This window comes from Mycobacterium shimoidei (assembly GCF_900417275.1).
Classification (GTDB): Bacteria; Actinomycetota; Actinomycetes; order Mycobacteriales; family Mycobacteriaceae; genus Mycobacterium; species Mycobacterium shimoidei.
Genome location: NZ_UEGW01000001.1, coordinates 4515247 through 4537163, shown reverse-complemented (window position 1 = coordinate 4537163; position 21917 = coordinate 4515247). Strand labels below are relative to the sequence as shown.

The following is a 21917-nucleotide window of genomic DNA, read 5'->3' as shown; positions in this document are numbered from 1 at the left end:
CCGCGGCGCCGGTCGTCGATCACCAGGTCTGCTCGGCGGCGCGCACCAGCATGTGGTTGACCGCCACCCGGCGATCACGAGTCACCATGTAGCGCACCGCGTCGGCGATATCGTCGGGCCGCAGCTTGACCATGCCTGCGGTGCGACGGTCAAAGGCCTCGCGGGACTCGGCCGGCAGGTGGGTGTTGATCTCGGTGTCGACGGTGCCGGGTCCGACAACACCGACTCGAACCCGTTTGCCGATCAGCTCTTGGCGGATTCCTTCGCTGAATGCGTTGACCCCGAACTTGGTCAGCGAATAGACCGCGGTGCCCGGCCGAGCCACCCAGCCGGCGGTGGAGCTGATGGTGACCAAGTCGGCGACACCGCGCGGTGAGCTGGCCGCCGCATCGATGAGGTGAGGAACCGTGGCGTGCGTAACGTAGAGGACACCCTGAATGTTCACCGCTACCAGGTCATCCCAGTCCTGCAGCGTCGCCTCGGTGGCTGTCCCCATGCCCAGGAGGCCGGCGTTGTTCACCACGGTGTCGAGCCGGCCGAACTCGCTGACGGCGTGCTCGACCGCCGCCGCTACCTGGTCGGCCTTCGTGACGTCGGCCGGCGCCACCAGCGCGGTCCCGCCCGCCGATTCGATCTCGGCTTTCAGCTGCTCGAGCCGATCAGCGCGCCGTGCGACAAGGGCGACCGCGGCGCCCTCGGCGGCCAGCACCCGGGCGGTGGCCGCGCCGATGCCGCTGCTGGCTCCGGTCACCAGCGCGGCGGTGTTTTCCAGGGCGCCGGTCATATCACGTCCACGCCGGCACCGATGATCTGCTGGAAGACGTAGTCGTTGTGTTCACCCAAATCCGGTGCACCCCGGGCGATCTGCGCGTCTGTGCCCGACATTCGCCAGGGCGGTCCCAAAATAGGTCGCTGCCCTTCGCGATGGTCGCTGACGAAGCGGTAAAACTCGCGCTCCCACAGCAACTGGTCGCCGATCACGTCCAGTGATGTCGCGCTCTTGCTCGCCGGGATACCGGCCGACCGCAATCGCTGCGCCAACTGTTCGGCGTCATGGCGGACGGTGAGGCGGGCGATCTCGGCGTCCAGCGCCTCGACATGCTGTTGTCGGCCGGCCAGACTGGCGTAGCGCGGGTCATCGGCCAGCGCGCCGGCCTCGAGCACCGTGCACAGCTGACGCCATTGCGCGTCGTCAACCACCGCGACGCTGACCCACTCGCCGTTGGCGCACGGATAACAATTGTGCGGGCACATGTCGGGATGGGCATTGCCGTCCGGTTCGAGTTCCCGTCCGGTCAAGCCGTATTCGAAAAGACGGTCACCGATCATCGACGTTAGGGTTTCCACCGCCGACACGTCGACGAACTGCCCTTCTCCGCTGAGCTCCCGGTGCAGTAGTGCGACCGTGGCGGCGAACGCGGCCGCCGCGCCCACCGTGGAATCGCCGTAGCGCATACTGGCCCCCAGCGGAGCACCGCCCGGATAGCCCACCAGCGAAGCGAGTCCGGCCAGCGCCGCAAAGCATGGCGCATACCCGGTCTGGTAGCCCAGCGGTCCGTCGTTTCCCCACATCTTGATCGACACCGCGACGATGTCGGGCTTGATCGCCTTCAATTGCGGGTAGCCCAGACCCAGGCGTTCCATCGCGCCGGGCCGCAGGTTGTCGATGACGATGTCGCTGCGGGCGATCAGGCCACGCAGCCGATCCAGTCCGGCCGGTGACTTGAGATCCAGGTCCACGCTGAGGATTTCCGGGTTGATGCTGAGGAAAAACGGCGCGTGGTTGATGTCGGTGCCGCCGTAGGCGCGCATCTCCTCGGGGTTGGCGGCGGTCTCGACTTTGATCACTTCGGCGCCGAGAAACGCCAGCAGCTTGCCGGCGTACGGGCCGGCCCACACCTTCGTGAGCTCGACCACGCGAACTCCTTGCAACGGTCCGCCGCGCGCCGTCTTCGGGGTTTTGAGTTGCGGCGACTGCACGGCCGGGCGGGCGCGTGCGGTGGCGAGACCGTCGAGTACCTCGGCGGTGTGCTGACCGAGAGCCGGTGCAGGGCAGCGAATGTACGCCGGTGTGGTGCTCAAGCGGTACGGCACTGTGGGGTGGGTGACCGTACCCAGTGTCGGGTGCGTCACCTCCGCAAAGAAGCCGCGATGCCGGTACTGCGGCGAATCGCGCAGCGCGGCCGCGTCGTTGACCGGAACCAGCGGCACGCCCAGCTTCTGGGCCTTTTCGGTCGTCTCGTCTTTGAGCTGGGTCCGCACCCAGGACGCAAACCCCCGCTGGAAGGTCGCGACCTTCTCTGGGGTCACGGAGAATTCGAGCCAGTCGTCGTCGAATGCGTCGAGCCAGTGCGGATGGCCCAGCAATGTTTTCAGCCCGGCCCAGTGCTGGACGCTGGTCATATACAGGTAGACAAACCCGTCCGCGCAGGCGAAAAAAGAGGCCGGGCCCTGCTGGTCGTAGTCATCGCGGCTGTTTTGCGGGGCGATCTCACCGCTGATGAACCGACCCACGACGCAGTCGGCGCGCGACACCAGCACCGCCTGCTGGGATACATCGATGAACTGGCCCCGCCCGGTGTGCAGATGCCAGAACAGCGACGCCGCCAGGCACAGCGCGGCGTCGAGGCCAGCTTCGTAGTCGGCCAGGAAGCAGCCAGGTCCTTTGAGCGGTGGCTTCGCCGGGTCGGCATGACTGGGGGTGTGGTAGCCCCACCCGCTGCTGTGGAAGACGTTGAGGCTCTTGACGTTCTGTAGCTCCGGCGCTGCCTTTTGCCCGTACGGGGTGATCGAGCAGATCTGCACGGTTGGGTGCCGACCGGCCAGCTCGGCGTCGGACGAACGGTCGTCGATAACGGCGTCGGCGGACGCGATGACCTCGTGCAGCCGTTCGACTCCGGCCGCGGAAGTGAGGTCGAGTTCGACCGAGCGCTTTGAAGTATTGAGATAGGCGAACAGCCCGCTGGTTCCATCGACGATGGGGGCCATCGCCCGGGTCGCAGAACCGCACCCGGGTCGCTCGACCTTGATGACGTCGGCGCCAAAGTCGGCGAGTAGCTTTCCGCAGTATTCGCCGGCCACCGATTCGGCCAGCTCGACGATCCTGATGCCAGTCAGTACCGACATGCGCTTGCCATCAAGGCTTATTGCGTCCCGAGCGGGACAGGCGCCACTCGGGCGGGAAGTTCATGTCGTTGTCCTTGACCACGTTGTTCAGGCCCTTGCTGAACGTCCCCTCCGTCAAATCGACCTCGTTGACTTGATCGTTTTGGATCAACGGAAGCATGCCTTCCACCATGCCGGTCAAAAGGCTGCCGAAGTACTCACCCTTGTGCTGCTTGTACAGCTCGAGGAAGGTCTTCTGTACCGCAACGGTGTCGGTGGGGCGAGAGCGCGAGCAGGCCAGCGCGTACTTCATCGTCTCCTCTTCGAGTTTCTCGCGCGGCACGACGCTGTTGACGAACCCGCACTCGTACATTTCCTTCGCGCTGAACGGCCTGCCGGTGAACAGCATTTCGGAGAACTTTCGCAGTCCCATGGTTTCGGCCCACCACCACAGTCGCGGACCCCAGCCGACATAGCGAAACGCCGGATGACCGAACAGGGCGTCGTCGGAGGAGATAACCAGATCGGCGTCCCCGGCCTGATAGAAATGCCAGCCGTAGCAGTAGCCCTTGGCCTCGACGATGCTGATCTTGCGCAGCTCTTGAAGGGGCCGATTGCCGGCGGGCGCCTTGGCGTAGAAGTCGGTGACCGTCGACAGGTAGCGGTAGGAGCCACCCGGCGGATATTTGACGTTGTCGTCGTTGATCGCAAGCTCGTGCAGCAGTGGCATGCCGGGGTTCTCCAGCATGCCGCGCTGTTCGGGTAGGTCACCGCCGCTGCCGAAATCCTCGCCCTCGCCCCGGATTACGATCACCTTGACATCGTCGTCGACGTTGCACTTGTGGATCAGATCGGCATAGTTCTGGCGCATGCCCAGCGTGGTGGAGTTCTGCGCGTCCGGGCGATCGAAGGTGATATAGGCGATCCTGTTCTTGACGTCCTTTTCGAATTTGATGAACGGCGCGGCGTCTTTCTTCATTTGCTCATAGTCGTATTCAGGCATTGATCGTCTCCCGTCGTTGGTGCCGCCGCCAGTGTGTCAGCGCTGGAGCGGCTTTGGGTGGTTTGTACTTTCCGCTTAACCGGGGCAGGGTGGCGCGGCGCGCTGTCGTGAGTAAGGTGCCCCCGCTGCTTGCTCGTCAAGATGCCCGTGGCGATGGCCGCCAAGACTCCGTCGAGCTGCTCGGGCGTGTCGATGATCCGGTCGCCGTGTGCGAACCGCAGCAAGAGGCCGTTGATGAACGTCAGCGTGACGTTGCTCAGGTCGTCGACGACAGCAGGGTCCAGCTCCGCGCCGCGGGGCAGAAGCTGCACCAGGATGTCGTGATGCAGTTTGGTGAATGCGTCTGTGCCGCGCTGCAACGTCGCGGCCATCGCCGGGTCGCGGGTTGCCTGCATGGTGAGCTCGTAGCGCGCTTTCGTGCGGGTCAGTTCCGGCTCCTCACCGGATTCAATGACCAGTCGGGCCAACGTCGACGCGGTGGCACCGGCCTTTGACGGAGCACTGTCGGCGACGGACGCCAAGCGTGCGAGGTCGAGTTCGGCCATGCGTTCGGCGACCGCGCGCAGCAGTGCCGAGCGGGTGCGGAAGTAAAAGGACGTCGTGCCGGCGGGGACCCCGGCCCGGCCGTCGACCTTGAGATGGCTCAAGCCCTTGGCGCCGTCTTCACCCAGCAACTGGATCGCCGCGTCGCAAAGTTCGCGTCGGCGCTCGGCGGGGTTGGGCCTGCGTCGCTTCGCTATGGCAGTTCCGTTCGCGATCTCGATTCCGGTGTCGTCACGAAGGAGACTACTCTATGTTCGTAGTGTTTACGCCTAGCCCGATCGCCGTGTGCGACATTGGCACGGTGAAGGTTGCGATTCTCGACGATTACCAGAACGTCGCGCTGAGCATGGCCGACTGGTCACCGGTGGCGGCCCGCGCGGAAATCACCGTTTTCAACGATCACCTCGCCGAGCCCGACGCCGTTGTCGAGAGGCTGGCCCCGTTCGACGTGGTGTGCGTGATGCGTGAGCGAACGCCGTTGTCGCGCAGCATCATCGAGCGGTTGCCGCGGCTGAGGATGATCGCCTCTACCGGCCCGTTCAATGCTTCGATCGACGTGGCAGCCGCCAAGGAGCGCGGCATCCACATCAGCGGCACCGGTGGATACATCGAGTCCACGGTCGAATTGACCTGGGCGCTGATCCTGGCCGCTGCTCGACGCATCGTCGACGAGGCCTCGTCGGTGCGCGCCGGTGGCTGGCAGATGTCGGTCGGTCGGCAGCTCGGCGGAGCGGTATTAGGGGTGCTGGGTTTGGGCCGGATCGGAAGCCGCGTCGCACGGGTCGGCGCGGCATTCGGCATGGACGTCATCGCGTGGAGCACCAACTTGACTCCCGACGCCGCCCAAGCTGCGGGGGCTACCTATGTCGGCAAAGACGAATTGTTCAGCCGCGCTGACGTATTGACCATCCATCTGGTGTTGAGTGAACGCACTCGCGGACTGGTGGGTGCGGCCGAATTGGGGTTGATGAAGCCGACGGCGTTGCTAGTCAACACCTCGCGCGGGCCGATCGTCGACGAGGTGGCTTTGATCGAGGCATTGCGCTCCCACCGGCTCGCGGGAGCCGGCCTCGATGTCTTCGACATCGAGCCGTTGCCCGCCGAACACCCACTGCGCACGCTGAACACCGTGGTGGCCACCCCGCATATCGGCTACGTCGCCGACCTGGTCTACCGGACTTTCTACGGCGAGGCCGCCAGCAAGATCGCCCGCTGGCTCGACGACGTCGCTGCCGGATGAGCGGCGGCGCGTCCAGCGCGCCTCGAGGTAGCCGATCACCCACATCATGATCGCCGCCAGCGCCCACCCGAGCAGGATGTCGATGACGTAGTGCTCGGCCGAATAGACCAGAGCGAACGCCATCGTCAACGCGTAGACAACCAGCAGGGGACGCCACGTTGCTCGAACGCGGCGCCACAGGAACATCACGACCAGCGCCGACAGCCCCGCGTGCAGCGACGGGATGGCCGCCACCAAGTTCACGCTGGCCTGCCCGGAATTCACTAATGCCCCCGCGGACTGCAGGTGCAGCGTGCCCCAGCCGCGCGTGGAGATCCGCTCCACGAAGCTATGTGCGCCGGCCTGGTGGACGTGCATTGCACCCAGCAGGCCGCCGTCGGGCACGCCGGCGGGGCTTCGGTACATGCACGGCGGGTTCGACGGCCCGCCCGTGACGTCATGGGCGGTGCAGCGTGCGGCGGCCCACGGTGGCGCCGAGGGCATCACGATGTAGACGATCAGCGCGGTGAAAGACAGCGCGACGAACCGTCGCACGAAAGCCGCCCAATCGGCCCGGTCGCGTAGCCAGAGGAAACCGGCGACCACATAGGGCAGCAGGAAGAACGACATGTAGACGGCGCTGATAATGACTTCCCACCAGGGCGGGTCTGCCATCTTGAGGTGCTCCTGCAGCCACACCGTCGGGACCGTCCCGAAAAACATCCACCGGTCCGCCTGTGGCTGCAACTGCCACAGACAGGGCGCGCCGAGCAGCGTCGCCGCTCCGCGGCTGAGGTCGTACACCAGAAGCACCACGGCGAAGGGCAGCCAGTCGCGCACGACCGCGAACACCTTCTGACGGCGGCCGATGCTGGCGGCCATCAGCCCGGTCGCGATGTAGAGCAGCAGTAATTCGCGGTTGAACGCCAGCCCCGCGGTCACCGTCCGATAGACCACGACCAGCAGCCACACCGCCACCGCGATGCGGCGCAGCATCGTCAATCGCCGGTCACGGGTTTCGTCGATGGTTGCTGAGCACGGTACCGCCCGTTCATGGGCATCTTCACCGGTTGCCACTGACACCAGAGCAGACTCCCCATCGACGACGGCAATGCACTGTCTGTACATATTGCCGTAACCTTCGCCGGCGGAGCCTTAACTTCGGTCGTACAGTGCCCGCACGGTGTCGATCGTGTCGGCTTCGGCTGGGCTTTTGTCGTCGCGGTAGCGCAGCACCCGGGCGAATCGCAGCGCCAGCCCGCCGGGGTAGCGCGACGAGCGCTGGATCCCGTCGAACGCGATCTCGACCACCTGCTCGGGCCGTAGTTGCACCACATAGCCGGCGGTGCCGCCGACGGCCAGCTCGGTGAACCGGGCCGTCTGCCAGTCCAGCATGGCATCGGTCATGCCCTTGAACGTCTTGCCCAGCATGACGAAGCCGCCGGTGGCGGGATCCCGGGCGCCGAGGTGGATGTTGGAGAGCTTGCCACTACGCCGACCGGATCCCCACTCGACGGCCAGCACCACCAGGTCGAGGGTGTGCACCGGTTTGACCTTGAGCCAGCCGGCGCCGCGGCGCCCGGCCTCGTACGGTGCGGTCAGCGCCTTGGCCATCACTCCTTCGTGGCCGGCGGCCAGTGTGGCGTCGAGGAAGTCGGCGGCGGCGGTCGCGTCGCCGGTGACCAGCCGATCGACTCGATGCCGCGACGGTGTGATCTCGTCGAGCACCGCCGCCCGCTCGGTGGCGGGCGCGTCGAGCAGGTCCACCCCGTCGCGGTGCAAGACGTCGAAGAAGAACACCGACAGCGGCTGGGCGGTTCGGGCGGCCGCGATGTCGACGGAGCGGCCGAAACGCGACCCGGTGACCTGGAACGGATGCGGGCGGCCGTCGGGCCGCAATGCGATCGCCTCCCCGTCGGCGATCAGGTCGGTGACCGGCAATGCCAGCGTCGCCTCGACTACCTCCGGCAGCCGTGCGGTGACGTCGTCGAGGCTTCGGGTGTACACGGTGACCTGATCACCGGCCCGGTGCACCTGCACCCGCGCTCCGTCCAGCTTCGCCTCGAATATCGCTGTGCCGCCGAGCTTTTCGAGCGCCTCGGCAACACCGGCTGCCGTCTGGGCCAGCATCGGACCGACGGGTCGGCCCACCCGGAGGGTGAACTCGTCCAAAGCCGGTGCTCCGCCGGTGAGCGCGGCCGCCGCGACCGCGGGCAGGTCGCCGCCAAGCATTGCGGCGCGTCGTACCGCCGCGGCGGGGATCTGGGCGGCGGCGGCGACCGCATCGGCCATCACGCCGGCCAGCGCGCCCTGGCGCAGCTCACCGCCGAGCAGGCGCCGCAGGAATGTCTGCTCGGCTTCGGTGGCCGACGCGAACAACCCGGCGAGGAGGGCGGCGCGGCGGGCCTGCGAGCCCTTGCCCGACACGGCGCGGATCTCCGAGAGCGTGGCGTCGACCTCGATGACTGTCAGGCTCGGTTGCGCGGCGGGCGCCGGTAAGGACCGCAATGCCGCCCAGCCCACCCCGATTTGGCGTTGCGGCAGCTCACCGGAAAGCCACGACACGATGACGGCGACCAGTTTGGGGTCGGCGTCGGCTCGGCTGAGTAGTTCAGCGATCCGCGCGATTTTTGCTCGTCGGGATGCGGAGCCGCTCACGTCGACCGAGGCGGCGGCCACGTCGCTCAGCAGCACAGCCCAGCTTTACACGCCTGCCCGACAACGTCACGTGGCGCCGCGATAACGTGCTTGGTTAAGGCTGGCGACGATGCAGAGGAGCCGGGCCAATCGGCACCCGTCAAACAAGGAGGTTTGGATGGAGATCAACGGCAAGAAGGTGGTCGTCATCGGCGGCGCCTCGGGTATGGGCCGCGCCAGCGCCGAACTGCTGGCCGAGCGCGGGGCCAGCGTCGCGATACTCGACCGGGAGGGGTCCGACGGCAAGGACGTCGCCGCGGGTCTGAAAGGTGGCGGGTCGTTCTACCCGGTCGACGTCACCGACTTCGCCGGCACCGAGGAAGCCCTGCAGAGCGCCGTCGACGCGTTGGGCGGCCTGCATGTGGCCATCACGACCGCCGGTGGCGGCATCGCCAAGCGGACGATGTCGAAGTCCGGTCCGCACGATCTCGAGTCCTTCCAGTCGGTCATCGATCTCAATCTCATCGCCACCTTCAACATCAGCCGGCTCGCGGCGGCGCATATGAGCAAAAACGAACCGGAGGATGAGGAGCGCGGCGTCATCATCAACACCGCGTCGATCGCGGCGTTCGAGGGTCAGATCGGTCAGGTCGCCTACACCGCGGCCAAGGCCGGCATTGCCGGTATGTGCTTGACGATGGCGCGCGACCTCGGATCGCTGGGTATTCGGGTGCTCGCCATCGCGCCGAGCCTGTTCGCCACCGGGCTGACCAAGGGCATCCCGGAGGAGTACGCCGTTCAGCTGACCAAGGACGCGGCGTTCCCGAAGCGGCTGGGTCGCCCCTCGGAGTACGCCAAGTTGGCCGCGGCGATCGTCGACAACCCGATGCTCAACGGCCAGTGCCTGCGCCTCGACGCCGGACAGCGGTTCGCGCCCAAGTGATGCCACGCCGCGAAAGTGCAACTGCCGACGCGTTTACCGAGTAACCGCGTCGCTAGCTGCACTCTCGCGAAGTAGAAGAGGAGACCCCATGGCTATCGCACTGACCGACGACCATCGCGAACTCGCTGAGGTGGCGCGGGCGTTTTTGACCTCGCAGAAGGCCCGCTGGGCGGCGCGGTCGCTGCTGGATGCGGCCGAGGAGCCGCGGCCGCCGTTCTGGCACGACCTCGTCGAACTCGGCTGGCTGGGCTTGCATATCGATGAGGAGCACGGCGGATCGGGCTACGGGCTGCCCGAATTGGTGGTGGTGGTCGAGGAACTCGGCCGGGCGGTGGCGCCGGGACCGTTCGTGCCGACCGTCATCGCCTCGGCGGTCGTCGCCAAGGACGGCACCGCGGAGCAGAAGGCCCGGCTGTTGCCCGGGCTGATCGACGGCACTGTCACCGCCGGCATCGGGCTGGGTGGAGACGTCCGGCTCGACTCCGGCGTGGCCAACGGCGACGCCGGAATCGTCTTAGGCGCCGGGCTGGCCGAGCTGCTGGTGATTGCGGCCGGCAACGACGTGCTGCTGCTGGATCGCGGCCGCGACGGCGTGTCGGTCGAAGTGCCCGAGAACCTCGATCCGACCCGACGCTCGGGGCGGGTCGCCTTGAAAAACGTCAAGGTTGGCGACGCCGACATCCTGTCGGGGGCGCGGGAATCGGCGCTGGCGCGGGCGCGCACGCTGCTGGCGGCCGAGGCGGTCGGCGGGGCGTCGGATTGCGTTGACACCGCGGTCGACTACGCCAAGGTGCGCCAGCAGTTCGGCCGCACCATCGCCACCTTCCAGGCGGTCAAGCATCACTGCGCCAACATGCTGGTGGCTGCCGAGTCGGCGACCGCCGCGGTGTGGGACGCGTCGCGGGCCGCAGGCGAGGATGAGGAGCAGTTCCGGCTCATCGCCGCTGTCGCTGCGGCGCTGGCGTTTCCGGCCTATGCGCGCAACGCCGAACTCAACATCCAGGTGCACGGCGGCATCGGCTTCACCTGGGAGCACGACGCGCACCTGCATCTGCGCCGCGCACTGACCAGTCGCGCGCTGTTCGGCGGCGACGCCCCGGCCCAGGACGTATTCGACCGCACCGCGGCCGGCGCTACCCGGGCCAACAGCTTGGATCTGCCGCCCGAGGCCGAGGAGTTGCGTGGCCGGGTCCGTGCCGATGCGGCCGAGATCGCTGCGTTGGACGACAAGGCGCAGCTGGACAAGCTGATCGCCACCGGCTATGTGATGCCGCATTGGCCCAAACCGTGGGGCCTGGCCGCCGACGCGGTCGAGCAGCTGGTGATCGAGCAGGAGTTCGCCGCGGCGGGCATCAAACGCCCGGACTACCAGATCACCGGATGGGTCATCCTGACGTTGATCCAGCACGGAACGCAAAAGCAGATCGAAAGATTCGTCGAGAAAGCGCTGCGCAAAGAAGAAATCTGGTGTCAGCTCTTCTCCGAGCCCGATGCCGGGTCGGACGCGGCGGGCATCAAGACCCGAGCTACCCGAGTCGACGGCGGCTGGAAGATCAACGGGCAGAAGGTGTGGACCAGCGGCGCGCACTACTGCCACCGCGGGCTGGCGACGGTGCGCACCGATCCCGACGCGCCCAAGCACGCCGGCATCACCACGGTGATCATCGACATGAAGGCCCCCGGCGTCGAAGTGCGGCCGTTGCGCCAGATCACCGGTGGATCCGACTTCAACGAGGTGTTCTTCAACGACGTGTTCGTGCCCGACGAAGACGTGGTGGGCGAGCCCAACACCGGATGGACGGTGGCGCGCGCGACGTTGGGCAACGAGCGGGTCAGCATCGGCGGCGGCACGTCGTACTTCGAAGGCGTGGGTGCGCAGCTGGTGCAGCTGGCGCGGCAGGGGGCAGATCGATTGGCAGGAGCGTCGGTTCGCGTCGGGACTTTCCTGGCCGGCGAGCACGCGTTGCGGCTGCTGAACCTGCGTCGCGCCGCGCGCAGTATCGAGGGAGCCGGGCCGGGTCCGGAAGGCAACATCACCAAACTCATGCTGGCCGAGCACATGGGCGAAGGTGCCGCGATCGGCGCGGCGCTACTGGGTCCGGAGATGGCACTGTCCGATGGGCCCGGCGGGCTGGTCAGCCGGATGCTGATGGGCGCACGGGGCATGGCGATCGCCGGCGGGACCTCCGAGGTCACCCGTAACCAGATCGCCGAGCGGATCCTCGGGATGCCCCGTGACCCGCTGATCAAGTAGCCGGGCCGAAAACCAACCCCTGCTCGTGGTGTCGCACCTCAACCGGCATGCCGCAGACCACCGAATCGGGTTCGCAGTCAACGATATTGGCCGCGACCCGAAGCCCTTGTTGTTCGGCCAGTTCGATGATCGCGATCACGTATGGCGTCGGGATCTCGGGGTTGTAGGGATGAAAGTTGACCGTGTAGGTGAACACCGTGCCCCGCCCCGAGACCGGCCGGGCAACCAGCGGTCTGCCGCAATCGTCGCACGTTCCGGCGGGCGGGTGCACCCATCGCTCGCACTCGTCGCAGTGCTCGATATGCAACTTCGGGTCCGCCACGCGCAAGACAGTACACTGACCCGAACTCGCGGCGCGGACGGACGGTACTGATGCAACCCTTCGAGAAAGACGCCATCGTTTCCGGTATCGGCATCTCACGCATCGGACGTCGCACCGGTATCCCCGGACTCGAACTCACCTGCGAGGCGGCGCGCGCCGCGATCGCCGACGCCGGGCTGACCGCCGCGGACATCGACGGTGTTGCCACACTTGGGGATACGCCGGTGGCCGAAGTCAGTGCCGCGCTGGGCATCGACGCGCCCGACTATAAATCCGGATTCGGAACCGCCGGTCTGCTGACACCGGTGATGGATGCGTGTCAGGCGGTTTCGGAACGTCGGGCCCGCCATGTGTTGGTCTACCGGACGGTGCAGATGATCGGTGGATCCGTGCTGCAGTCGTCGGAGTCGAAGGAGAAAACCAGCGAGCCGGAGCGTGAAAGCCCCACCATCGGCGGAATGGACGATGTCGTCGAACTCATTGCCGTCCATGCGTATTCGGCGGCGAATTGGTTGGCGATGAATTGTCGACGGCACATGCATCTGTACGGGACCACCAAGGAGCAGCTGGGGTGGTTGGCGATCAACAGCCGGCGCAACGCGGCGTTGAATCCCCTTGCCGTGTACCGCGAACCACTGACCATGGCCGATTACCTGGCCGCCCGGCCGGTCTCCTCGCCGTTCGGGCTGCTGGATTGCGACGTGCCGGTCGACGGGTCGATCGCGGTGGTGGTCTCCACCGCCCAGTACGCCGGCGACTGCCCGAATCCGCCGGTCGCGGTGGAGGCCATGGGCGGGTCCGACGGCGCCGGAGGCTGGTTCCATCGACCGGATTACCCGAAGATGGCCTCGACTGACGCAGCGGCGCAGATGTGGTCACGAACCGACTTGACGCCGGCCGACATTCAGCTCGCCGAGCTCTACGACGGCTTCACCTTCCTCACCTTGGCGTGGCTGGAGGCCCTGGGCATCTGCGGTGACGGCGAGGCCGGGCCGTTTGTCCAGGGCGCCGAACGGATCGCCCGCGACGGCGTGCTGCCGCTGAACACCTACGGCGGCCAGCTCTCCGCGGGGCGCATGCATGGCTATTGGGTGCTGCATGAAGCCTGCCTGCAGCTGCGCGGTCAGGCCGGACAGCGGCAGGTTCCCCGGCGTCCGCAGGTGGCGGTGGCGGCTGTGGGCGGTGGCCCGATCGCCGGGTGCATGCTGCTGACCTGCTGAGTGAGCAGGTCGCTATTCGTCGGGCTTCTCCACCACGAAGCCCACATTGGCGCCTGGTTACCCGCTGGTGGTTGCCATGAATCGCCGCAGCCAGCCGAACCAGGCGGTCATGCCGGCGCCGGTGCGGGCACTGATCGGCAGGACCGCTGCCGACGGATTGACGTCGCGGACCCGAGCGACATAGGAGTCGACGTCGACATCCAGGTACGGGACGAGGTCGATCTTGTTGAGCAGCACCGCGTCCACCGCGCGGAACATCACCGGGTACTTCAGCGGCTTGTCGTCACCTTCGGTGACCGAGTAGACCATTGCCTTGGCATGCTCGCCGACGTCGAACTCAGCCGGGCAGACCAGATTTCCGACGTTTTCGATGATGACCAGATCGAGCGTGCTTAACTCCAGACCCTGCAGCGCGCGGTTGACCATGGGGGCGTCGAGGTGGCACTCGCCGCCGAACCCGTTGCCGGTATTGAGCAGCGACACCTGGGCGCCGCGCCCAGAGAGCTTGGCCGCGTCCATGTCGGTGGCGATGTCGCCCTCGATCACCCCGATGGCGAACTCGCCGGCCAGCTCGTCCAACGTGGCGCTCAGCACCGTGGTCTTGCCCGAGCCGGGCGAGCTCATCAGGTTCAGGGCGCGAATCCCGTTGCGCTCGAAGGCGTCCCGGTTGTAGCCGGCGCGGACGTCGTTTTCGGCGAAGATCGCCTCCAGCACGTCGATTCGCTGCGAGCCGGTCTGGTAGCCGCTGTGGTCATCGTGCTCGTGGGTGTGCACGGTGCCGTCGTCGTGTCGATGAAACCTACCCATGGCGTACACCTTTCAGGAAACGTCGAGCGAGGTGACCAAGAACTCGTCGCCGTGCAGCACCTCGACGTCGGCGCTTTCGCAGTTCGGGCACAACAAGCTCCACTGCGAGTTGGGTGTCGAACGCCGTCCGCAGCCGCGACACTGCACCTCGGTGTTGATCAATTCCAGCTCCAGCTCAGCGTCGGGCATGTCCTCGTAATCGCGGACAAGCGTCCAACAAAACGACAAGGATTCGGGCACCACCTGACGCAAGGCGCCGATCTTGACGCGGACCACGTCGACGTGGCGACCGTCGGCATACGGTCTGACGACTCCGGCGATTGCCTGGCACAGCGACAGCTCGTGCATGGCTGATCACCTCCGTCTCCGCGGAGTCATGAGAACCGTTGTACACCCGAGAGCGGCACAATGGGAGCAGCAGCCACGAGAGAGGACCCCGTCCATGGGAATCGCGCTGTCGAGAACACTGCACTCCTCGTTTGACGATGCGGTCGCCCGCACGCGAGAAGCGCTCGCCCAGAAGGGATTCGGCGTACTGAGCGAGATCGACGTGAAGGCGACGCTGAAGGCCAAGCTCGGCGAGGACATCGAAGACTATCTGATCCTGGGCGCGTGCAATCCGACGTTCGCCCACCAGGCGGTCAACACGTTCCGGCAGATCGGCGTGTTGCTGCCCTGCAATGTCGTGGTGCGCCGAGATCCGCAGAAGCCGGACACGATCATCGTCGACGCGATGGACCCGCGACTGATGGTCGACGTCACCAAAGAGCCCGGGTTGGATCCGATCGCCGATGCGGTGCGCGGGCTGCTGCAGGAAGCCCTCGACCAGGTCGCTTCCGGGAAACCAGCCGGGGAATCAGCCGGAAACTGAGTTGCACACCTCGCCCGTTAACGTCTAGTGTCGCGTTCGTGCAGAGTCTTCTGGTAGTAGCCAGCACCCGCAGCGGGGTCTGATTCTGACCGACCCCCCGCTGTGGGTCGCAAGCTACTGCCCGTCGGTCACCCTCCAGATCAGAGAAGACCGGCACATGACAACCCAGTTCATCCCCTCCCGTTTCCCCTCTCGTCTCAAGGGCGTTCCGCTGCCCCGAGGGATCCGCGAGGACGCCAACACCATGTCGTGGAGCACCTTCGTCGACACCTACGCGCCCAGCGCCGGACCGCTGCGGCTGGGTAGCTGGGAATGCGCCGACGCCGAACGGCCCGCCACCCGGCTGGGGCCTCAGGCACGCACGTACCGCGCCACCCTCGGATTCGGTGATCGCGTCGAAACCGCGACGGCCACCGCGACAGGCCCGGTCGCGGCGTTGACCGAGATGCTCTATGAGCACGGCATCCCCGTCGAGATGCTGCGATTCCACCAACTGCGCCCGGACGACAACCACGTCGCCACCTTTATCCAGGGCAGCGACGGACTCCGGGCCGAATGGGCGATGGGCTGGTCACCCGATGCGACTCAATCCGCGCTGCACGCGGTCATCGCCTGCGCGAACCGGCTGATGACCTGACCCGACTACAGCGGGCGCAGCACGATCGGCATACCGTCCATCGGCAGCGGCATGCCGCCGTAGTCCCAGCGCGGCTGGTAGCCGGGCCGGGGCAGCTCGAGCCGATAGCGGCGCAACAGCCGATGCACGACGGTCTTGACCTCGAGCCGGCCGAACACCATCCCGATGCACTTGTGCGCCCCGCCGCCGAACGGCGCAAACGCGTAGCGGTGCTTCTTGTGCTCGGCGCGGGGTTCGGCGAACCGCTCCGGGTCGAACTTTTGCGGTTCGGTCCACAGCTCAGGCAGCCAGTGGTTCATGCCCGGCCAGGTCACCACGTTGGTGCCGGCCGGCACGTAGTAACCCAGCAAGTCGGTGTCGCGCACGGTCTGGCGCATGTTGAACGGCAGCGGCGTCACCAGCCGCAGCGACTCGTCCATCACCAGGTCCAGCGTCTCGAGTTTCTCCAGCGACTCGATGTCCAGCGGGCCGTCGCCGAGCCGAGCCGACTCGTCGCGGCAGCGGTCCTGCCATTCCGGATGGGCGGCCAGGTTGTAGACCATCGTCGTGGTCGCCGACGTGGACGTGTCGTGGGCGGCCATCATCAAGAAGATCATGTGGTTGACGATGTCCTCGTCGGTGAAGCTGTTACCGTCCTCGTCCTCGGTGTGACACAGCACGGTGAGCATGTCGGTGCCCTCGGCGCGACGCCGTTCGGCGACCCGCTCGGTGAAGTAGTCCTCCAGCACCTTGCGGCCCCGCAGTCCCCGCCACCATTTGAACGGCGGTACCGGATGGCGGATGATCGCGCCGCCGGCGCGGGTGGTGATCGTGAAGGCCTTGTTCACCTTGGTGACCAGTTCACGGTCGGTGCCCGGCTCGTGGCCCATGAACACCATCGAGGCGATGTCGAGGGTGAGTTCCTTCATCGCCGGGTGGAACAGGAAGCGCGCGTCGTTGGTCGGCCAGTCGTGCACGATCGCCGTCGCCACCCGGTCGATGTGCTCGACGTAGCCGGCCAACCGGGTGCGGGTGAACGCCTCCTGCATGATCCGCCGGTGGTACATGTGCTCGTCGAAGTCGAGCATCATCAGGCCCCGGTTGAAGAACGGCCCGATGACCGGGTGCCAGCCCTTCTGCGAGTAGTCCTTGTTGCGGTTGGAAAAGATGATCTGGGTGGCGTCGGGGCCCAGGGCGACGATCGATGGCAGGACCGGCGAGTCGGCGAAGGTGACCGGGCCGCGGGTCTGGTAGAGGTGCAGCGCGAAACCGGGGCCGCCGCGGAACAACTCGATGATGTGGCCGAGAATCGGTAGGCCCGAGTCGCCGATGACCGGCTTGAGACCACTGCCGGGCGGCGGCTCGGCAAGTGTCTTCTTCTTCCAGTCGACGCTCAGCAGACGCTTTTCGAGCATCCCCATCCCGGGGATGTTGTTCACCGTCGGAGTCAGGCGGCGTTTGGCCTGATCGAGCAGGTAGTGGGGGGTGCTGATGGTCGCCATCGGGGCTCCTTACCGGTGGTGCCAGCCGTCAATGAACCCCATCCTGTCGGTGAAACTTGACGCCTGTCAAGTTTTTTTAGAGCGGGCGCAGGATGATCGGCATGCCGTCCACCGGGACGGGCATGCCGCCGTAGTCCCACTTCGCCTGGTATCCCGGGCGGGGCAGTTCTAACCGGTACCGGCGCAGCAGCCGGTGCAAGATCGTCTTGATCTCCAACTGCCCGAACACCATTCCGATGCACTTGTGCGCACCACCGCCGAACGGGGTGAACGCATAGCGGTGCCGATTGTGCTCATTGCGTGGTTCGGTGAACCGCTCCGGGTCGAACTTCAGCGGATCCGTCCACAGCTCCGGCAGTCGGTGGTTCATGCCGGGGTAGGCGATGACGTTGGTGCCTTCGGGCAGGTAGTAGCCGAGCAGCTCGGTGTCACGCACGGTCTGGCGCATCGCCCACTGCACCGGTGTCACCAGCCGAATCGACTCCTTCATCACCAAATCGAGCGACTCCAGCTTCTCCAGCGACTCGATGTCCAGCGGGCCGTCGCCCAGCCGGTCCGACTCGTCGCGGCAACGCTGCTGCCATTCCGGGTGAGCGGCCAGATGGTATGCCATGGTGGTCGCGGTCGACGTCGACGTGTCGTGGGCGGCCATCATCAAAAAGATCATGTGGTTGACGATGTCCTCATCGGAGAAGCTGTTGCCGTCCTCGTCCTCGGTCTGGCACAGCACCGTTAGCAAGTCGTTGCCTTGCTTGCCGCGTCGTTCCTGCACGCGCGCGGCGAAGTAGTTCTCCAGCAGTCGCCGCGCGCGCAGCCCTCGCCACCAGGTGAACGGCGGCACGCTGGTGCGAATGATCGCGTTGCCGGCGCGGGTGGTGATCGTGAAGGCCTTGTTCACCTTGGTGACCAGCTCGCGGTCGCTGCCCGGCTCGTGGCCCATGAACACCATCGAGGCGATGTCGAGCGTGAGTTCCTTCATCGCCGGATACAGCAGGAATCGCGCGTCATTGACCACCCAGTCGTTGGCGACCACCTGGGACACCACTTTGTCCATCTGCTCGACGTAGCCGGTCAGCCGTGTTCGCACGAAGGCTTCCTGCATGATCCGCCGGTGGAACATGTGCTCCTCGAAGTCGAGCAGCATCAGGCCGCGGTGAAAGAACGGCCCGATCACCGGAACCCAGCCCTGCTGGGAGTAGTCCTTGTTGCGGTTGGAGTAGATGATTTGGGCGGCGTCGGGTCCCAGCGCGGCGACCGTCGGCAGAATCGGCGAATCTCCGAATACCACCGGGCCTTTGGTGCGGTAGACGAACAACAGAAAGTCGGGTCCGCCCCGTAGCGCCTCGATGAGGTGGCCGACGATCGGCAGCCCCCGATCGCCCATGACGGGCTTGAGCCCGCTGCCCGGCGGGGGATCGGCGAGCTTGCGCGGTGCCCAGTCGGTGTTCAGCAGCTTGCGCTCGACGGCCCCCATGCCGGGAAAGTTGTTGATCGACGGCGTCAGCCGACGCTTGGCCTGATCGAGTAGGTAGTGCGGGGTGCTGATGGTCGCCATCGACGCTCCTCACCGAGATTGTGGCCGCCGTCACTGAAAACTTATCCTCAGAACATACTTGACGGCTGTCAAGTTTCGTTTTCTTCTGGTGTGGTGCAAGGTCGAAGGGTGAGCACCTCGCAGGACGCCCGGCGGACCGCCGATCAGGCACCGGCTGCATCGGCTCCGACCAAGCGCGGAGACAGACAGCGGCAGGCGATCATGCAGGCGGTGCGCGAGCTGCTGGAGGAAAAACCGTTCGCGGAGCTGTCGGTCAGCACGATCAGCGACCGCGCAGGGGTGGCCCGCTCCGGCTTCTACTTCTACTTCGATTCGAAGTACTCGGTGCTGGCGCAGATCCTCGCCGAGGCGAACCAGGAGCTTGAAGAGCTCACGCACTACTTCGCCCCGCGTGGCCCCGACGAGTCACCGGCCGCGTTCGCCAAACGGATGGTCGGCAGCGCCGCCGCGGTCTATGCACACAACGATCCGGTGATGTCGGCGTGCAACCATGCCCGTCACACCGATGCGGAGATCCGCGAGATCCTCGACCAGCAAGTCGACGGGGTGATCGAGCAGATCATCGGGATTGTCGAAGACGAGATAAAGGCCGGCACCGCCCATCCGATCAGCGACGACATCCCGGCATTGGTGCGCACATTGGCGGTCACCACAGCGCAGATGCTTTCCGGTGATACCGCGTATCTGGGGGCAGATGCCGATGTGCAGCGCGGCATTCGGGTGCTCGAACAGCTGTGGCGTTGCGCGTTGTGGGGCGGGTCGACCGACTCCTGAGGGTGCTACCAGCGGTATCGTCACCGCCATGGCGACAAAGCTTGGCGAGTACTACGCGGGCAAGAAGTGTTTTCTCACCGGGGCGGCCAGCGGCATTGGCCGGGCGACCGCGTTGGCGCTGGCGGCCTACGGCGCCGAGCTGTATCTGACCGACCGCAACGCCGAAGGTCTGGCCGAAACCGTGGCCGACGCCCGCGCGCTGGGCGCCAAAGTGCCCGAACACCGGGCGCTGGACATCGCCGACTACCAGGAGGTCGTTGCGTTCGCTGCCGACATCCACGCCAAGCACTCGAGCATGGACGTGGTGATGAACATCGCCGGGGTGTCGGCGTGGGGGACCGTCGACCGGCTCAGCCACGAGCAGTGGACCAAGATGGTCGCGATCAACCTGATGGGTCCGATCCACGTCATCGAAGCGTTCGTGCCACCGATGGTGGCAGCGGGCCGGGGCGGGCATCTGGTCAACGTGTCGTCGGCGGCCGGTTTGTTTGCGATGCCCTGGCATGCCGCCTACAGCGCCAGCAAATACGGGCTGCGGGGCCTGTCGGAGGTGCTGCGCTTCGATCTGGCGCGCCATCGCATCGGGGTGTCGGTGGTGGTGCCCGGTGCGGTGCGCACCGGTCTGGTCGAAACCGTCGAGATCGCCGGAGTGGACCGCGACGATCCGCAAGTGAGCCGGTGGGTGGCTCGCTTCGCCGGTCACGCGGTGTCCCCGGAGACCGCGGCCGACAAAATACTGCGGGGGGTCGCCAAGAACCGCTTTTTGATCTACACCTCGCCAGATATCCGGGTGGTCTACGCGTTCAAGCGACTGGCGTGGTGGCCCTACAGCGTGGTGATGCGACGGGTGAACGTGCTCTTCACCCGGGCGCTACGGCCGGCCCCGGTCCGGCATCTGCAGCTCGAGGCGCACCCCGAGTAGCCGGACCGGTCGATCGAGTTCGAACAAATCCAGCACGCGCAGTGCCGCGGCGACCACCACGTCGGCGTCGACAGTGGGTTCGTCCAGCTTGCGAATCTTGGTGCGGGTGAAGAACGTTGCGGTGCGCACGGTGACCGCCACCCGGGTGACGACGCGTGACTGCGTGATCACCTCGGCTAGTGCTCGTCGCGCCAATTCAGTTACCGCCGAATCCATTTCACTGCGCTCGGTGAGGTCATGCGGGAAGGTGATGACGTGGCTGCGTGACCGCGGCACCCAAGGCTCGGAGCTGATCTCGTCATCGCCGCCGCCGTTGGCGAGCAACAGCAGCCAGAGTCCCGTCTTCGGCCCGAACGTTGACGTGAGTAGCTCCGCGTCGGTGTGCGCCAACTGCCTGACCGTGTTGATATCAAGTGCAGCAAGTTTTTTCGCGGTTTTCGGGCCGACTCCCCACAGCGAGTCGACGGGTCGGTCGCCCATCACCGACATCCAGTTGGCGTCGGTGAGCTGGTAGATGGCCCCCGGTTTGGCGTAACCGGTCGCCACCTTGGCGCGCTGCTTGTTGTCGCTGATGCCGACCGAGCACGACAGCCCGGTGTTGGTCGAGACCACATTGCGGATCTGTTCGGCGAGCGGCATGGGGTCAGCGACGTCAGCGCCGACAAACGCCTCGTCCCAGCCCCACACCTCCACCGGATGACCCAGATTGCGCAGCGAGTCCATCACCTCCTCGGAGGCCGCGTCGTAGGCGGCCGGATCCGAGGGCAGGAAGGTGGCGTCGGGGCAGCGGCGCGCGGCGGTGCGCAATGGCATGCCCGCGTGCACGCCGAACTGCCGGGCTTCGTAGGAGGCGCAGGTGACCACCTTGCGCGGTTCGGTCGGATCACCGCTGCCACCGACGATGACCGGCAGCCCGGCCAGCTCGGGGTGTCGGCGCAACTCCACCGACGCCAGAAACTGGTCGAGATCGACGTGCAAAAACCAGCGTGGCCTCATGTGCCGCAAAGCTTGCGGGCCAGGCTTTCCCATGCATCACCGAGTGTCTGCATGGTGTGACCGCCGTGCAGGAGTTGGTGTTCGACGTAGTCGGCTTCGAGCAGCGCGAGCAACGCATCGGTTTGAATGTCGAGGTTGCCGGTGGTGCCGGCCGCCTCCAGCAGCACGCGTACGTGGGTGTGGTGCACTGCGGCGGGCGCGCCGTGGCGGGCTTGGCTGCTCGCCGCCGAGAGCAATTCGCGGTGGGCGTGCACGAAGCAGAGCCGCTCGCGGCCGAATGCCAGCAGCCGATCCAGCGGTGGCGCACCCGGGCCCAGCGGCGGCGGACCGAAAAGGAACGCCTCCTGACTCGCGCGCTCGTCCTCGTCGAGAAGCACCATCATCAGCCCGGCTCGACTGCCGAACCGACGAAACACGGTGCCCTTACCGACGCCGGCGGCGGCCGCGATGTCGTCGATGGTGACCGCGTCGGCGCCGCGCTCGGCGATGAGCCGGCGCGCGGCGTCCAACAGCAATGCGCGGTTGCGCGCGGCGTCACCCCGTTGCTGGGGGACCGAAAAGGGGAGGTCACGCACCCGATCACCAGGGCTCACGACTGTAGGGTAACGTGGCCGGAACAAAACGGACC

19 protein-coding genes and 3 pseudogenes are annotated in these 21917 nt (G+C 66.3%); 9 read left to right on the top strand and 13 right to left on the bottom strand.

The features are described from left to right. Positions 1–19: 19 nt before the first annotated feature. From MSP7336_RS21980 to MSP7336_RS21965, 4 genes are read right to left on the bottom strand one after another with little or no spacing between them, the layout of a single operon-like run. The gene (locus MSP7336_RS21980) at positions 20–784 is read right to left on the bottom strand and encodes an SDR family NAD(P)-dependent oxidoreductase (protein ID WP_113964595.1); all 765 of its coding nucleotides are present in this window, start codon (positions 782–784) and stop codon (positions 20–22) included. Then, positions 781–3126, bottom strand: coding sequence for a CaiB/BaiF CoA transferase family protein (locus MSP7336_RS21975; RefSeq protein ID WP_113964594.1), 2346 nt, complete (start codon positions 3124–3126; stop codon positions 781–783). The genes MSP7336_RS21980 and MSP7336_RS21975 overlap by 4 nt, the downstream gene beginning before the upstream one ends. Before the next feature lie 10 nt (positions 3127–3136). Then, a complete protein-coding gene (locus MSP7336_RS21970) occupies positions 3137–4108 on the bottom strand; it encodes an enoyl-CoA hydratase/isomerase family protein (RefSeq protein WP_069395068.1) in 972 nt (323 codons plus the stop codon). Continuing rightward, on the bottom strand, positions 4081–4848 hold the full coding sequence (locus MSP7336_RS21965) for a TetR/AcrR family transcriptional regulator (RefSeq protein ID WP_113964593.1): 768 nt from the start codon (positions 4846–4848) through the stop codon (positions 4081–4083). The genes MSP7336_RS21970 and MSP7336_RS21965 overlap by 28 nt, the downstream gene beginning before the upstream one ends. A 53-nt stretch (positions 4849–4901) precedes the next feature. On the opposite strand from MSP7336_RS21965, the gene MSP7336_RS24365 reads away from it, so the two are divergent. After that, positions 4902–5891 (top strand): D-2-hydroxyacid dehydrogenase family protein, encoded by a 990-nt coding sequence (locus MSP7336_RS24365; protein ID WP_084226343.1) that lies wholly within the window; start codon positions 4902–4904, stop codon positions 5889–5891. Between the two features lie 84 nt (positions 5892–5975). Here the strand turns inward: MSP7336_RS24365 and MSP7336_RS24720 are convergent. Continuing rightward, positions 5976–6545, bottom strand: a pseudogene (locus tag MSP7336_RS24720) (phosphatase PAP2 family protein); the annotation flags it as partial. A gap of 480 nt (positions 6546–7025) precedes the next feature. Then, complete coding sequence (locus MSP7336_RS21950; protein ID WP_069395066.1) at positions 7026–8564, bottom strand: ATP-dependent DNA ligase; 1539 nt, start codon at positions 8562–8564, stop codon at positions 7026–7028. A 121-nt stretch (positions 8565–8685) separates the two neighbouring features. On the opposite strand from MSP7336_RS21950, the gene MSP7336_RS21945 reads away from it, so the two are divergent. After that, on the top strand, positions 8686–9450 hold the full coding sequence (locus tag MSP7336_RS21945) for an SDR family NAD(P)-dependent oxidoreductase (RefSeq protein WP_069395065.1): 765 nt from the start codon (positions 8686–8688) through the stop codon (positions 9448–9450). Positions 9451–9538: 88 nt separating this feature from the next. Beyond that, on the top strand, positions 9539–11704 hold the full coding sequence (locus MSP7336_RS21940; protein WP_069395064.1) for an acyl-CoA dehydrogenase family protein: 2166 nt from the start codon (positions 9539–9541) through the stop codon (positions 11702–11704). On the opposite strand, the gene MSP7336_RS21935 is transcribed toward MSP7336_RS21940, so the two are convergent. Continuing rightward, a complete protein-coding gene (locus MSP7336_RS21935) occupies positions 11697–12026 on the bottom strand; it encodes a Zn-ribbon domain-containing OB-fold protein (RefSeq protein WP_069395063.1) in 330 nt (109 codons plus the stop codon). The genes MSP7336_RS21940 and MSP7336_RS21935 overlap by 8 nt on opposite strands. 50 nt (positions 12027–12076) lie before the next feature. Between MSP7336_RS21935 and MSP7336_RS24715 the strand changes: the two are divergent. Both MSP7336_RS24715 and MSP7336_RS21930 read left to right on the top strand, forming a co-directional pair. After that, positions 12077–12419 (top strand): annotated as a pseudogene (locus tag MSP7336_RS24715) (thiolase family protein); the annotation flags it as partial. A gap of 56 nt (positions 12420–12475) precedes the next feature. Next, positions 12476–13246, top strand: a pseudogene (locus tag MSP7336_RS21930) (thiolase family protein); the annotation flags it as partial. 57 nt (positions 13247–13303) lie between these two features. On the opposite strand, the gene hypB reads toward MSP7336_RS21930, so the two are convergent. Further along, positions 13304–14053, bottom strand: coding sequence for a hydrogenase nickel incorporation protein HypB (hypB, locus tag MSP7336_RS21925; protein ID WP_069395061.1), 750 nt, complete (start codon positions 14051–14053; stop codon positions 13304–13306). Between the two features lie 12 nt (positions 14054–14065). After that, positions 14066–14401: a hydrogenase maturation nickel metallochaperone HypA/HybF gene (locus tag MSP7336_RS21920; protein WP_069395060.1), complete on the bottom strand. Its 336-nt coding sequence runs from the start codon at positions 14399–14401 to the stop codon at positions 14066–14068. A 94-nt stretch (positions 14402–14495) separates the two neighbouring features. On the opposite strand from MSP7336_RS21920, the gene MSP7336_RS21915 reads away from it, so the two are divergent. Together MSP7336_RS21915 and MSP7336_RS21910 are read left to right on the top strand one after the other, a co-directional pair. After that, positions 14496–14924, top strand: coding sequence for a DUF302 domain-containing protein (locus MSP7336_RS21915; protein ID WP_069395059.1), 429 nt, complete (start codon positions 14496–14498; stop codon positions 14922–14924). A gap of 157 nt (positions 14925–15081) precedes the next feature. Then, a complete protein-coding gene (locus MSP7336_RS21910) occupies positions 15082–15561 on the top strand; it encodes a 2-isopropylmalate synthase (RefSeq protein WP_069395058.1) in 480 nt (159 codons plus the stop codon). A 5-nt stretch (positions 15562–15566) separates the two neighbouring features. Here MSP7336_RS21910 and MSP7336_RS21905 read toward each other — a convergent pair whose 3' ends face one another. After that, entirely contained in the window at positions 15567–17042 is a 1476-nt protein-coding gene (locus MSP7336_RS21905; protein WP_113964592.1) for a cytochrome P450, read from the bottom strand. 76 nt (positions 17043–17118) lie between these two features. After that, on the bottom strand, positions 17119–18597 hold the full coding sequence (locus MSP7336_RS21900) for a cytochrome P450 (RefSeq protein ID WP_113964591.1): 1479 nt from the start codon (positions 18595–18597) through the stop codon (positions 17119–17121). 108 nt (positions 18598–18705) lie between these two features. On the opposite strand from MSP7336_RS21900, the gene MSP7336_RS21895 reads away from it, so the two are divergent. Both MSP7336_RS21895 and MSP7336_RS21890 read left to right on the top strand, forming a co-directional pair. Continuing rightward, complete coding sequence (locus MSP7336_RS21895) at positions 18706–19371, top strand: TetR/AcrR family transcriptional regulator (RefSeq protein ID WP_232320956.1); 666 nt, start codon at positions 18706–18708, stop codon at positions 19369–19371. Between the two features lie 28 nt (positions 19372–19399). Beyond that, positions 19400–20293, top strand: a complete 894-nt coding sequence (locus MSP7336_RS21890; protein ID WP_113964590.1) for an SDR family oxidoreductase — start codon at positions 19400–19402, stop codon at positions 20291–20293. Here the strand turns inward: MSP7336_RS21890 and MSP7336_RS21885 are convergent. Both MSP7336_RS21885 and MSP7336_RS21880 read right to left on the bottom strand, forming a co-directional pair. Further along, positions 20243–21289: a DNA polymerase IV gene (locus MSP7336_RS21885; RefSeq protein ID WP_113964589.1), complete on the bottom strand. Its 1047-nt coding sequence runs from the start codon at positions 21287–21289 to the stop codon at positions 20243–20245. The genes MSP7336_RS21890 and MSP7336_RS21885 overlap by 51 nt on opposite strands. Continuing rightward, positions 21286–21882: a TetR/AcrR family transcriptional regulator gene (locus MSP7336_RS21880; protein ID WP_113964588.1), complete on the bottom strand. Its 597-nt coding sequence runs from the start codon at positions 21880–21882 to the stop codon at positions 21286–21288. The genes MSP7336_RS21885 and MSP7336_RS21880 overlap by 4 nt, the downstream gene beginning before the upstream one ends. Between the last annotated feature and the right edge of the window lie 35 nt (positions 21883–21917).